Source organism: Campylobacter anatolicus (assembly GCF_018145655.1).
Classification (GTDB): domain Bacteria; phylum Campylobacterota; class Campylobacteria; order Campylobacterales; family Campylobacteraceae; genus Campylobacter_A; species Campylobacter_A anatolicus.
On sequence record NZ_JAGSSY010000002.1, the window covers coordinates 101,234 to 114,927 of the forward strand.

At 37.0% G+C, this 13,694-nt stretch carries 14 protein-coding genes; all 14 read left to right on the forward strand.

Annotation, left to right across the window (positions count from 1 at the left end; translation table 11 throughout):
* Window positions 1–66: 66 nt before the first annotated feature.
* From KDE13_RS03645 to nuoN, 14 genes are read left to right on the forward strand one after another with little or no spacing between them, the layout of a single operon-like run.
* Entirely contained in the window at window positions 67–456 is a 390-nt protein-coding gene (locus tag KDE13_RS03645; protein ID WP_212141443.1) for an NAD(P)H-quinone oxidoreductase subunit 3, read from the forward strand.
* Window positions 438–950 carry a NuoB/complex I 20 kDa subunit family protein gene (locus KDE13_RS03650; RefSeq protein WP_212140634.1) on the forward strand — a complete coding sequence of 171 codons (513 nt, stop codon included), beginning with the start codon at window positions 438–440 and terminating at the stop codon, window positions 948–950. Before KDE13_RS03645 ends, KDE13_RS03650 begins: the two co-directional genes overlap by 19 nt.
* On the forward strand, window positions 947–1,741 hold the full coding sequence (locus KDE13_RS03655) for an NADH-quinone oxidoreductase subunit C (RefSeq protein ID WP_212142875.1): 795 nt from the start codon (window positions 947–949) through the stop codon (window positions 1,739–1,741). The genes KDE13_RS03650 and KDE13_RS03655 overlap by 4 nt, the downstream gene beginning before the upstream one ends.
* Entirely contained in the window at window positions 1,738–2,967 is a 1,230-nt protein-coding gene (gene nuoD, locus KDE13_RS03660) for an NADH dehydrogenase (quinone) subunit D (RefSeq protein WP_212141441.1), read from the forward strand. The genes KDE13_RS03655 and nuoD overlap by 4 nt, the downstream gene beginning before the upstream one ends.
* Window positions 2,964–3,188, forward strand: a complete 225-nt coding sequence (locus KDE13_RS03665) for an NADH-ubiquinone oxidoreductase subunit E family protein (protein ID WP_212142876.1) — start codon at window positions 2,964–2,966, stop codon at window positions 3,186–3,188. The genes nuoD and KDE13_RS03665 overlap by 4 nt, the downstream gene beginning before the upstream one ends.
* 2 nt (window positions 3,189–3,190) lie before the next feature.
* Complete coding sequence (locus tag KDE13_RS03670) at window positions 3,191–3,928, forward strand: hypothetical protein (protein ID WP_212142877.1); 738 nt, start codon at window positions 3,191–3,193, stop codon at window positions 3,926–3,928.
* Window positions 3,918–6,380 (forward strand): NADH-quinone oxidoreductase subunit G, encoded by a 2,463-nt coding sequence (locus KDE13_RS03675; RefSeq protein ID WP_212142878.1) that lies wholly within the window; start codon window positions 3,918–3,920, stop codon window positions 6,378–6,380. The genes KDE13_RS03670 and KDE13_RS03675 overlap by 11 nt, the downstream gene beginning before the upstream one ends.
* On the forward strand, window positions 6,373–7,365 hold the full coding sequence (gene nuoH / locus KDE13_RS03680; RefSeq protein ID WP_212142879.1) for an NADH-quinone oxidoreductase subunit NuoH: 993 nt from the start codon (window positions 6,373–6,375) through the stop codon (window positions 7,363–7,365). Before KDE13_RS03675 ends, nuoH begins: the two co-directional genes overlap by 8 nt.
* Window positions 7,366–7,381: 16 nt before the next feature.
* Window positions 7,382–8,002 carry an NADH-quinone oxidoreductase subunit NuoI gene (gene nuoI, locus KDE13_RS03685; RefSeq protein ID WP_212142880.1) on the forward strand — a complete coding sequence of 207 codons (621 nt, stop codon included), beginning with the start codon at window positions 7,382–7,384 and terminating at the stop codon, window positions 8,000–8,002.
* Entirely contained in the window at window positions 7,995–8,531 is a 537-nt protein-coding gene (locus tag KDE13_RS03690) for an NADH-quinone oxidoreductase subunit J (RefSeq protein WP_212143045.1), read from the forward strand. The genes nuoI and KDE13_RS03690 overlap by 8 nt, the downstream gene beginning before the upstream one ends.
* Complete coding sequence (gene nuoK, locus KDE13_RS03695; protein WP_212140642.1) at window positions 8,528–8,830, forward strand: NADH-quinone oxidoreductase subunit NuoK; 303 nt, start codon at window positions 8,528–8,530, stop codon at window positions 8,828–8,830. Before KDE13_RS03690 ends, nuoK begins: the two co-directional genes overlap by 4 nt.
* A 1-nt stretch (window position 8,831) precedes the next feature.
* A complete protein-coding gene (gene nuoL, locus KDE13_RS03700) occupies window positions 8,832–10,673 on the forward strand; it encodes an NADH-quinone oxidoreductase subunit L (RefSeq protein WP_212142881.1) in 1,842 nt (613 codons plus the stop codon).
* The gene (locus KDE13_RS03705) at window positions 10,673–12,187 is read left to right on the forward strand and encodes an NADH-quinone oxidoreductase subunit M (protein ID WP_212142882.1); all 1,515 of its coding nucleotides are present in this window, start codon (window positions 10,673–10,675) and stop codon (window positions 12,185–12,187) included. The genes nuoL and KDE13_RS03705 overlap by 1 nt, the downstream gene beginning before the upstream one ends.
* Window positions 12,180–13,670, forward strand: a complete 1,491-nt coding sequence (nuoN, locus tag KDE13_RS03710) for an NADH-quinone oxidoreductase subunit NuoN (RefSeq protein WP_212142883.1) — start codon at window positions 12,180–12,182, stop codon at window positions 13,668–13,670. The genes KDE13_RS03705 and nuoN overlap by 8 nt, the downstream gene beginning before the upstream one ends.
* Window positions 13,671–13,694 lie beyond the last annotated feature (24 nt).

A 13,694-nucleotide genomic window follows, 5' to 3' on the forward strand; every position in this document is an offset into this window, starting at 1 on the left:
AATTTAAAGTAAAATCAAAACAAAATTGTATAAAATTAACAATATAGTTTAAAAAAGGTTAGGTTAATGTCTCATTCTGACGCGATAAGTCCGTATTTTGGGGCTTTTGTTATATTATTACTTGCGACTTTTTCATTTAGCTTGATAGTGTTTCTCTCATCACATATTGGTAAAAAACTGGCTAATCGTAATACAGAGAGATTAAAACTTCAAATTTATGAGTGTGGTCCAGAGGCAGTAAAGCAACCAAATCGCATAAATATACACTATTTTTTATATGCAATTTTATTTTTATTGTTTGATGTTGAAGTGATTTTTATGTATCCTTGGGCGGTTGATTTTAAATTGCTTGGAATTTTTGGACTGATAGAGATGATACTTTTTGTAACACTTTTAATCATTGGCTTTATATATGCTTGGGGTAAGGGGGCATTTGAGTGGCAAGGCATCAGATAAACTATGCACAAAATGGCGGTCTGCCAGTTATTTTAACAACCGTAGATAAGCTCGTGCAATGGGGCAGGTCAAATTCGCTTTGGGCGTTAAGCTATGGGCTTGCGTGCTGTGCTATAGAGATGATGGCAACGGGTGCTAGTAGGTATGATTTTGATCGCTTTGGCACGATATTTAGAGCCTCTCCGCGTCATAGCGAAGTGATGATAATAGCTGGAACGCTTTCAAAAAAACATGCTGAATTCACACGTCGCTTATATGATCAGATGCCTGAGCCCAAATGGGTTATTTCAATGGGGAGTTGTGCAAATACCGGCGGTATGTTTAATACTTACGCTGTCGTACAAGGTGTCGATCGTATCGTGCCTGTTGATATCTATCTACCAGGCTGTGCTCCGCGTCCAGAGACGCTACAATATGCACTGATGATACTACAAAAAAAGATCCGTCGTCAGAGTGCATTTAGGTCGCGTGAGCCAAAAAGGCTTAATGTATGAGAAAATTTATAAACCGCACAGACGCGTCTAAAAAGCAGTATTATTATAACAAATTTGACGTTGCAAAGCAGACACAAAGACTACCAGCTAGTGAGAGTAGTTTTAAAGATGAACTTGAAGTGCTTAAAAATTCAGATATAAATGTTATGGATAGTTACATCGAGCTTGATCAACTTATTGTATTTGTAAATTCCAATGATAATTTTAAAACATTAAAGGCGTTAAAAGAGTTTGGATATGAACAATTAAATGAAGTAGGGGCGATCGATCTCATCGCAGATCGTGGTGGATATGAGATATTTTACCAGCTTTTAAGTATAACTCACAATCGCCGAATGCGATTAAAATGTTTTGTTTTACAACGTGAAATGCTAAAAAGTGTGTGTGAAATTTATAAAAGTGCAAACTGGGCAGAGCGTGAGATGTATGATATGAGTGGTGTTTTGATAAAAGATCATCCAAATTTAAAACGCCTTATAATGCCTGATGATTGGTTTTCACACCCGCTTTTAAAGAGTTATCCGCTCGTAGGCGATGAAGCCGCGGCGTGGTATGAGGTAGATAAAATTTTTGGATATGAAAGACGTGATGAGATCGGTGCAGAAAACCGTGATCCAGCATATATCGAGCCAAAGGATACATTTAACTTTTCACGCATTTACCATGAAGTTTCACTTGGCGAGATGCCAAAAGATGAGAAAAGTTTGCAAGAGTATCAAGAGAGTGGTGGCATAAAATTTGTCAAACGTGCAAAACGCGATGCAAATGAGATATTAAAGGAGCGTCCGTGAGCCAGGCACCAAATAGATTAAAGCCATTTTTTGAAAATATCGAATTCGAGCAAAATGACGGCAAGATGATACTAAATTTTGGACCGCAACACCCAAGTGCCCACGGACAGCTAAAACTAGTACTCGAGCTTGATGGTGAACGTGTGGTTAGGGCTATGCCAGAGGTTGGCTTTATGCACCGAGGTGTTGAAAAGATGGCTGAAAATATGACCTATCAGGAGTTTATACCAGTTACTGACCGCATTGATTATATCGCTGCTACAGCAAACAACTACGCATTTTGCGGAGCAGTTGAGAAGCTTTGCGGTATCGATGTGCCACGTAGAGCACAGATTATTCGTGTGATGTTATTAGAACTAAACCGCATAAGTTCACACCTGCTTTTTCTAGCCACTCACGCCCTTGATGTCGGTGCAATGAGTGTGTTTTTGTATGCATTTAGAGAGCGTGAGTATGTGCTTGATCTTATAGAAGAGTATTGTGGTGCTAGACTGACACACTCAAGCGTTCGTATCGGCGGTATGCCACTTGATCTGCCAAGTGGCTGGTGTGAAAATTTGATAAAATTTTGCGACAAATTTCCAAGCGATATAGATATGTATGAGTCGCTTTTGAGCGAAAATAGAATTTGGAAGATGCGACTTGAAAATGTCGGCATCATCTCACAAGAGTTAGCTCTTAGCAGTGGATGTTCTGGCATAATGCTACGTGCTAGTGGCGTGAAATGGGATATTAGAAAAGAGCAACCATATCTGATATATGATGAACTTGAGTTTGATGTGCCTTATGCAATACAGGGGGATTGCTATGCCAGATACGTGCTTTATATGCGTGAGATGCGTGAATGTGTGAAAATTTTATACCAGTGCGAAAGGCTTTATAGAGATAGTGAACCGCAAATCTTAGCCAATGCACCTGATTATGTGAGTGCATCAAAAGAGCAGATAATGAGTCAAAACTACTCACTTATGCAACATTTTGTGCTAGTTACACAAGGCATTCGTCCACCGTGTGGAGAGGTGTATTTTGCTACCGAGTCGCCAAAAGGAGAGCTTGGAATTTATATAAACTCAATAGGCGAAGCTAGCCCATATCGGCTCAAAATTCGCACTCCAAGCTTTTATCATTGTGCGATATATGAAGAGATGTTAGTAGGGCAGTATATCGCGGATGTCGCTACTATCATTGGTAGCACAAATATCATCTTAGGTGAGATCGATCGATGAGACGAGTGGATTTACGTCATTTAAAGGGCGAATTTTTAGTTAAAATGAAACAAGAGATAGACCACTCTTATCGCGACGAAGTAGTAGTGTTTTTGTTTGAGATAGGCGATTTTAGTGCAGTTGAGAGTGCTATAAATTTAGTAAAGGAAAGCGAATGCGAGCTTATGAACTCGCTTAAATTTAACCAAGTTGATTGGACGATAATAATAAAAAAGGTATAATCATGATATTTGATAAATTCATACTAGGTAAGACGTTAAGCCTTGCAAATTTTCTAAGTCTTACTGATATGAAAATGGCTAAAAATGTACTTAAAAATGACTTTAAATACATCTCTTGCTTACAAGATCCAGTCTTTGGTAGTGAGAATTTGATCCGCTGTGAAATCGGCTCTATAAATTACGTTCTTGCTTTGCTTTGCAAATATACTTTAGATCTAAATGATGAGTATTTCCATGCTTTGGATGATGGTTATTTAAGTGGCGAGTGTAATGTGGGCGAAGAGGAATTTGAAGAGCTTAGTGAGTGGCTAAAAGATGTTAAAAATATTATCATAGATGATAGCTTTATCACTCATCCTGATAACAAGCTGATATTTGAGTTTTTAAATTTATTAAAGACAAATTTGAGCTTAAATGTCATTATGGTCGGCAGCGACGCTATATCGGTAAAAACAGATGGCAAACTAAGTAAGCTAATTGAGCCGATGAGCTTTGATGGAAGCGTCATTTATACTTATTTGGGGCAAGTTTATGATGAGCTAGTTGGTGGAGTGCAGTTTAGCATTGTTGCAAAGCTTAAAGATGGTGATTGTGTGGAGCTAGATGCTTTAAATTTTAAATTAAAACGCAAATTTAGGCTTGATACAAATCTAAAAGGCACGGTTGCCTTAGCTAGTGTAAGTAGCTTAGATGGCTATAATTTCAAGCTTGTAAAGGTGAGTAAAGTCAATGCAGATTAGCATAGATGGTAAAATTTGCCACGCAAATGAAGGCGAATATATCCTAAATATCGCACGACGAGAGGGGATATTTATCCCCGCCCTTTGCTATCTTAGTGGCTGTTCGCCCACTCTTGCTTGTCGTCTTTGTATGGTCGAGGCTGATGGCAAACGAGTATATAGCTGTAATGCAAAAGTAAAAGATGGGATGAGCGTCATCACGCACACTGATGAGATAGAGCGTGAGCGTGAAGTAATAATGCAAACTTACTGTATAAATCATCCGCTTCAATGCGGAGTTTGCGATAAAAGCGGTGAGTGTGAGCTACAAAATTTTACCGCAAAAATGCGTGTAAATTCTCAAAACTATACAATCAAAGATACTCATAAGCCGGTAAAAAACTGGGGGCTTATAAGCTATGATCCATCGCTTTGTATAGTTTGTGAAAGGTGTATTACGATTTGTAAAGATAAGATCGGCGAAAGTGCGTTAAAGACGATACCACGTGGTGGCGATCAAGTACCAAAAGAGTTAAAAGAGCGTATGCCAAAGGATGCTTTTGCTGTTTGGAGTAAATTTCAAAAGAGCCTTATCGCTCCAAGTGTTGGCGAGATGCTTGAGTGCTCATTTTGTGGTGAATGCACTAGTGTTTGTCCGGTAGGAGCGTTAGTTTCTAGTGACTTTAAATATACTTCAAATGCGTGGGAACTGCGTAAAATCCCAGCCTCTAATCCGCATTTTAGTGATTGTGAACTTATTTTTTATGAAGTAAAGCCAAAAGGTATAAGTGATAGGAGTGAGCGAATTTACCGCGTTAGTAATGACTTTAACTTTGGTGAGATTAGTACTGCGACACGTTATGGATTTGACTTTCATAATGAGAATGCAACAAAAAATGAGACAAAATTTAATGAAATTGTTAATAAAATCAAAAATGGCGAGATAAAAAATATAAAATTTAACAGCTTTATTACAAACGAAGAGGCTTTTATACTTGAACTTTTGCGTAAAAAATTTGATCTTAACTTGATAAATGATGAAGCTTTGGCTTATCAGAAATTTTTAGACGAATTTAGCAAATTTAGTGGCGAAACCCTTTATAATGGTAATTATGAAAATATTGCTAAGGCTGATTTTATCGTAGTTGCAGGGACATTTTTACGCCACGATAGTCCGAACACAAGCTATAAGATAAATAACGCTCTTACGATAAATAAGGCTAGTGGATTTTATTTTCACCCACTTGGCGATAAAGTCGTGTCAAAATACTCTAAAAATTTTGACACTATTACGCATAAAGTAGGACAGGAAGAGCAAATTTTGCTATTTTTGTTACAAAAATTTGGTGAAAATTTACCAAATGAGTTAAAAAATAAGCTGGATAAATTTAGATATAAAAATAACCAAGACATAGCTGATAATAGCTTACAAAACGATCAGGATTTAGAAAATTTAAGCAAAGTTCAAAATGATGAAAATTTTAAAAGTGTATTTGCAAAAGAGCTTGGGCTTGATGAAGCGAGATTTGATGTATTAAGCGAGTACAAACAAAATTTAACGCTCATAATAGGGGCTGACTTTTACGCCTCTTTACGTTGGGCACAGTTAGCAAGATTAGTCGGACTAGTGCAAAAATATACAAAATTTAGGCTTATTTTGATACCACCACGCACCAACTCGCTTGGTGTGGCTAAAATTTGCACACTTTCGCACTCTAGTGTTTTAAACGAGCCAAATAGCGGTAAAACGCTCGGATATAACGAGCAAGGCGACTTTAAATTTAGTATTTTTGGTGGCGATATCGACGCAGGTGCGTTAAATCAACAAGAGGGGACATTTGTAAGCATAAATAAAGTCGTAGTGCCGACTAATGCAGCATTATCACATAATGGCTACTTTTTAAACGATCTTGCAAATGTGCTCGAACTAAATGCACACTATACGATAGAGTATACGCCAAAATTACCGCGAGATAAGGGTTTTAAGGCAGTTGAGTTTGATAAACTTAGTAATTTTTACGATAATGGTGGAGTTTCACATCGCGGATATGAGCTAGAAAATTTAAAGTTTGTAAATGGCGATAAGATCAGCGATATGCTAAATTTTGATATAAATTTAAACACTAAAACAAAAAATCAAAATGATACGCAAACTATTCAAATTTATAGGGCAAACCCTATTGCATTACCATCTAAAATGGTAAATCACACAAGGCTTTTAGGTGGCGTGAGTGCATTATATGCAAGTGGCGAATTTATGGATAAATTTGAGCTTTGCAAAGATGAAGTGGTTATCGTAAAAAATGGCGATATAAGCCTTGCTATATCGGTTAAACTTGATGCTGAGATAAGTGGCGAATGGGCATATCTTGGGGATTTTGATGATAAAATTTTAACTGATGAAGTGTTTAATGGATCGCGTTTTACAAACGTGCAGATACAAAAGATACAAAAGGCGGACATAGATGAGTGATACGCTATTTTTTATCATAGAGACATTGCTAAAAGCTACCGTTATACTCACTGTTATGGCATCACTAGCAGGACTTGGAACATACGCTGAGCGTAAAGTCTTAGCCTATATGCAACGACGTATTGGCCCTGATATGGTTGGTCCTGCGGGGATCTTACAGATAGTTGCGGATATGATAAAACTATTTACAAAAGAGGATATCGTCCCCATAAATGCAAATAAATTTATATTTCTTATCGCACCGCTTATCTCGGCTATAGCGGCGTTTGCAGCACTTGCACCTGTGCCATTTCTACCTGAGTTTGAGCTATTTGGTCGCACGATACGACCGATACTTGCTGATATAAATGTCGGAGTGCTTTACATTATGGGAGTTACAGCGGTGTGTGTCTTTTCGCCATTTATGGCTGGACTTGCTAGTTATAATAAATACGCACTCATTAGTGCCGCACGTGCAGTAATGGCACTTGTAAGTTTTGAGGTTGTTTCTGGTATAGCACTTTTAAGCGTTGTTATGATAGTAGGCTCACTTTCACTCATTGACATAAATAACTATCAAAGTAGCGTATTTACGTGGTTTGCATTTAAGCAGCCACTTGCATTTGTGTTATTTTTGATTGCTAGTTTTGTAGAGTGTAATAGAACGCCATTTTGTTTGACTGAGAATGAAACAGAGCTTGTTGCTGGTTATGGCACGGAGTATAGTGGTATGCGTTGGGGCATGTTTTTCATCGGTGAATATGCAAATATGATCACATATAGCATTATCATCACACTTGTATTTTTGGGTGGTTTTAACCAATTTTGGTTTTTGCATGGAGGCATAATGATCTTGATTAAGTCGAGTTTTGTGTTTTTCTTTTTTCTTTGGACACGTGCTGCTTGGCCTCATTTAAGACCAGATCAGCTTATGTCGCTTTGTTGGAAAATTTTATTGCCACTCGCACTTGCAAATGTCGTTATTACGGGCATTGTGTTGATTTAGGAATTTAGGATGAAAAATGGATAAAAGATATATTTTGCTTGATACTCGTCCTTTAAATATCACTAAAATTGATAAATTTAGACGTTTTATTTCACGAAGCTTTAAAGCCGAGCTTTTTGTCGGACTTTTGGTGGTGCTAAAACAGATGCTTTTTGCACCTTCTCATACACTAAAATATCCTATGCAAAAGATGCAGCTCTCATCGCGTTACCGCGGAGTGCATACACTGATGAGATTCATCGAAAGCGAGAGTGAGCGGTGTATCGGTTGTGGGCTGTGTGAGAAAATTTGTGTTAGTAACTGCATATCTATGCAAACTTCACTTGGAGTTGATGGTCGCAAAGTCGTTAATGAATACTCTATAAATTTAGGTAGATGTGTTTATTGCGGATTTTGTGCGGATGTATGTCCAGAGCTTGCGATAACTCATGGTAAAGATTATGAGTTTGCCAGTGAGCAAAGGGCACATTTTGGTATGAAGAGTGATTTTTTGACAAGCAATGAGAGCTTAAAAATGCAACGTGAGTTTGACGGGTTTGGTTCACTACCACAAAATGCAGATGAGATGGTGCAAAAAACGCCAAATGCCCATATAAATTTAAACACAGACGATACAAAGGAGCAAAGTGATGTTTGAAGTGGTCGCATTTTATCTTTTTAGCACACTTAGTATTGCTTGTTTTGCGTTTAGTGTATTTAGTAAAAATATCCTTTATGCTATGAGTGCCTTATCAGGCGGTATGATATTTATCTCAGCTCTATTTTTCTTGCTTGGGGCGGAGTTTTTAGGTGTCGTGCAGATCATTGTCTACACAGGTGCAGTTATGGTGCTTTATGCATTTTCGATTATGTTTTTTGATGTTAGCAAAGATGTAGATGATGCTAAAAGTGCGAGTGCAAAACGTCTGATTTATACGCTTAGCACGTTTATAGCTTTGATTTTAGTAGTTGTGTTTTGTGCTCCTATCATTGGAAAAGATCTCTCAAATGAGCTAGATATACAAAATTTAGGCAATATTGAGCTTATCGGACTTATGCTATTTAGCAAATACCTACTTGTTTTTGAGATGACGGCTGTGATGTTACTTGTGGCTATGGTTGCTGGTATCGTTTTAGTGCATAAAGATATGGACGCGATAAGCACTGATATGCAGGAGATAATATGATAACGTTAAATCACTATCTGATAGTCGCTGCACTTATGTTTGTGATAGGTCTTGTTGGCATTATGAAGCGAAATAACCTTATAATGCTCTTTTTCTCAAGTGAAATTTTACTAAATTCCGCCAACGTCGCATTAGCGGCGATATCAAAATTTCAAAATGATATCACAGGGCAGATCGTGGCGTTTTTCATTATAGCGATTGCAGCAAGTGAAGTGGCTGTTGGGCTTGGGCTACTTGTACTTTGGTATAAAAAAACTAGCTCAGTTGAGCTTAGCTCAATGATAAATATGAGAGGCTAAGATGGAGCTACTTGTAATATCGCTTTTTTCACCGCTTTTGAGTTTTGTCATTGCTGGAGCATTTTCGCATAGTCGTAAAAATTTAGTGCTTGGAGTGATCTGCTCGGCTCTTATTGTGCTTAGTATGATCTCATCGGTGATGTTAACGTGCATAGTTTTTGATGGCGTGGTAATGGATCTAAACTTAAAAAATTTTATAAGTTTAGGTGATCTTGATATAAATTTTAGCTTCACTATCGATGCTGTGAGTGCTGTTATGATGTGCGTTGTAAGCGTCGTTTCGAGCGTAGTACATATCTATTCGGTCGGATATATGAGTAAAGATAGTGGGTATAATCGCTACTTTAGCTATCTTGGACTTTTTGTATTTTGTATGATGTTTTTGGTTATGAGTGACAATTTTGTTGGGCTTTTTATCGGCTGGGAGGGTGTCGGACTTAGCTCGTGGCTACTTATCGGTTTTTGGTATAAAAAATTTAGTGCAAATGTTGCAGCCAACGAAGCTTTTATAATGAATCGTATAGCCGATCTTGGTATGTTGATAGGAATTTTTTGGATATTTTCTGAGTTTAATACGCTTAAATTTAATGAAATTTTTAGCTCCGTTAGCACTGTTAGCCAAACTTCACTAAATTTTATCGCTATATTTTTATTTATCGGTGCGATGGGCAAAAGTGCTCAGTTTCCGTTTCATACTTGGCTTGCAAACGCGATGGAGGGTCCAACACCTGTTTCTGCTTTAATACACGCAGCGACAATGGTAACAGCTGGAGTTTATCTAGTGATCCGTGCAAATGCGATATTTTCACTAACGCCAGATATTTCACTTTTTATCTCGTATCTGGGTGCATTTGTCGCGATTTTTGCTGCATCGATTGCTTTAGTCCATACTGATCTAAAAAAGATCATCGCCTATTCCACACTTTCTCAGCTTGGTTATATGTTTGTTGCAGCTGGGCTAGGAGCTTATATTGTTGCATTATTTCACCTTTTTACACATGCATTTTTCAAGTCGTTGCTATTTTTGGGAGCTGGAAATGTCATGCATGCAATGAATGATGAACTAGATATCAAAAAAATGGGCGGACTTTATAAATTTATGAAGCCGACAGCCATTTTGATGATGATAGGCTCGGTTGCTTTGGCTGGATTTTACCCATTTGCTGGATTTTATTCAAAAGATAAAATTTTAGAATTTGCTTTTTTGCAAAGTCATTTTGTGATTTATGCTATGCTTTTTATGGGTGCAATTATGACAGCGTTTTATAGTTTTAGACTTATTATGCTTGTATTTTTTGGTAAGAGTAAATTCGTTCATCATCCGCACGAAGCAAAGCTATTTATGCTTTATGCTATGAGTATTTTGGCATTTTTTGCTATCGTGGCTGGTTGGTTTTGGGGCGGATTTTACAATATGACATCTATGGTTTTGCCTAAGGTAGACGATCATCTTTCGCATACGACAGAGATTGTTTTAATTGCTGCTACACTTTTGTTTATTACGCTCTCTACGGCATTTGCGATATTTGCTTATAAAAAAGGAATTTTTAGTGAGAGGATTGAAAACCTTAAAATTTATAAAATTTTAATAAATAACTATTTTATCCCACAAATTTATTATAAGTTTATTATAAAAAATTACGTGAGATTAGCTCAAATTTGCAAAAAAATTGATGAGCTTATTGTCGATAGGAGCGTTGATAGTATAGCAACTATGTTAAATTTTATCGCCTTAAAAACAAACAAAATGCAAAGTGGAGATCTTTCGATGATGTTACGGCTTATGGTCGTGGGATTTGCGATACTTTTAGGCTTGATATTTTTGCTTAAAGGGGTTCGCTGATGCTTACACTTTTGATATTTTTTCCAGCTATTGGTGCTATACTTGGCTTTTTGATAGAGCAAAATAGTATTAAACTTTATGGTGCGATGATCGCTTTTATAGAGCTTATTTTAGCTATTGTGCTATGTTTTGGAATTGATTTTGATATACCGTTTTCGTTTTTATATCAGATAAGAATTATACCAAATATCGGCGTAAACTATATTGTAGGCGTCGATGGTGTATCGGCACTTTTGATTGCGATGAGTGCATTTATGAGTTTTATCGCTATCGTGACTGTGCAGGCAGAACAAAATTTAAAAAATTTAATCATTAGTGTTTTATTTTTAGAGATGACGATGATGAGTGTTTTTGCTAGTTTGGACGCGGTAGTATTTTATATGTTTTGGGAGCTTAGTCTACTTCCTATGCTCTATATCATCGGTGCTTGGGGTAGTGGAAGACGAATTTATGCGGCGATTAAATTTTTTATATATACGTTTTTTGGCTCAGTTTTTATGCTTGTTGGGCTTATATTTATGGCGTATCTACATTTTAAAGCAACTGGTGCATTAAGCTTTAGTTTGATTGATTGGTATAAATTGCCTTTAGAATTTAATACTCAAATTTGGCTATTTTTAGCATTTGCATTTGCATTTGCAGTTAAAACGCCGATGTTTCCATTTCACACGTGGTTGCCTTACGCACACGGACAAGCTCCGACTATAGGCTCGGTATTGCTTGCTGCGGTTCTGCTTAAAATGGGTACTTACGGCTTTGTACGTTTTTCGTTACCGCTTTTCCCTGATGCAAGTTTGTATCTAACAAATTTTATCTGTATTTTAGCGGTTATTATGGTTATTTATACTGCACTTGTCGCATTCGCACAAGATGACATGAAGCAAGTCATTGCGTATAGCTCGATATCTCATATGGGTGTCGTAGTGCTTGGGATATTTTCACTAAATTTGATAGGCATAAGTGGCTCAGTATTTTTTATGATTAGCCATGGTATCGTTAGTGGTGCATTATTTTTACTCGTTGGTATGATATATGATAGATGTCACACGAAACTCATCGGCGAGTTTGGTGGGCTTTCACAAGTTATGCCTAGATATGCTCTTATATTTGCCATCGTTATGCTAGGCTCTATTGGTTTGCCACTTACTATTGGCTTTGTGGGCGAGTTTTTAAGTCTAATTGGTGTCTTTAAATTTAGCAAAATTTTTGCATTTTTTGGTGGAGTTGGTATTATAGTTGGAGCTATTTATATGCTTAGTCTTTATATGCGAGTATTTTTTGGTGAGTGTAAAAATGAAAAAAACTTAGCTCTAAATGATCTAAATTTAAAAGAAGTTTTGTCTATCGTGCCACTTTGTTTGCTTATCATTGCACTTGGAATTTGTCCAAATTTAGCTTTAAAGCCTATCGAAAATGGTGTAGAAAATATAATAAATTTAATGCAAAAGCGTGCAGTTGGAATAGAGACTAAAAATATACTTTCAAACTTAAATCAAGGGCAAAAAGATGAATGAATTAACTATTTTAAACTTAAAACAGCTCTCATTTGCATCTATCTCTCCTATGCTTTCGCTCATCGTTTTTGCACTATTTATCCTTTGTGTTGGAGTGGCAAAAAAAGATCTTTCGCGGAGATTTTATTCGGTATTTTGTATCATTGCTATATCGATCAATGTTGGCTTGGTGCTCGATTTTAATGGACTTAGCAGTAGCTTTTTTGATATGCTTTTAATAGATGGCATAGCTATTATTTCGCAACTTATCATACTTCTTGCCTCATCGCTTTTTATACCACTTGCACTTAGCTCAAAAGAGTATTTTGAGTATAAGATCGCCGAGTATTACGCACTATTTTTGTTTATGTTGGCTGGATTTGAGTTTATGGTGAGTTCAAATAACTTGCTCGTCATTTTCATCGGACTTGAGACTAGCTCACTTGCACTTTATACTATCATCGCACTACATAACAAAGTCAAAAGTGTGGAGGCAGCACTTAAATATTTTACGATGGGATCGCTCTCGGCTGGATTTTTCTCATTTGGTATGGCGATGTTTTATCTGGTTTGTGGCTCTATAGACATAGCCTACATTGGGGCAACGATAGCAAATTTAAATTTATCCGATAATATCATCGTCTTGTTTGGATGCGTTTTTATCGCATCTGCGATCGGCTTTAAGCTTTCGCTTATACCTTTTCACACTTGGGTGCCGGACGTTTATGAGGGTTCAAATGCACCACTTGCTGGATATATGTCGATCGTGCCAAAGGTCGCTGGATTTATCGTGGCTATGCGATTTTTTGAGATGCTTAGTAGCTCGGGACTTGCGTGGGTGCAAGACATACTTTATATAGTTGCGGTCGCTACAATGAGTATTGCAAACATAATGGCACTAGTGCAAAGAGATGTTAAGCGAATGTTAGCATTTAGTTCAATTGCTCACGCTGGTGTCGTGCTTTGTGCCCTTGTGGTGGGCGATAGTAATGCAAATATCGCACTATTTTTTTACTGGATAATGTTTGTTTTTGCAAATTTAGGGGCGTTTTCTATGCTTTGGGTTGCAAGGTGCGATGATATAGTCTGCTTTGATAAGCGATTTAAACATCCATATGAGAAATTTGCTGGTATTGTTAAATTTTTACCAAGTTACGCAGTCATAATGGCGATATTTATGATAGCATTGGCTGGCATTCCGCCATTTAGCGTATTTTGGGGCAAGATGCTGTTGCTTAACTCACTTATAAGCTCAGGCTTTATCATCCTTGCGATCATTGTGATGATAAACTCTGCCATTGCGATATATTACTATACAAAACTCATTGTTTTTATGTTTTTAAAAGAACCTATTGTAACGGATAAAAGTCTATATACAGCAAATGTCTCGATGGCACTTAAAGTTATTGTCGGTTTTGCTGTAGTTGGGACTATGTTTGCATTTTTATTTGGCGGTGTTTTGATTGAGTATATTGGTTATTTTGTCCATGCATCTGGATTTTGAATTTAAAAATGGCTAAAAGTTGGT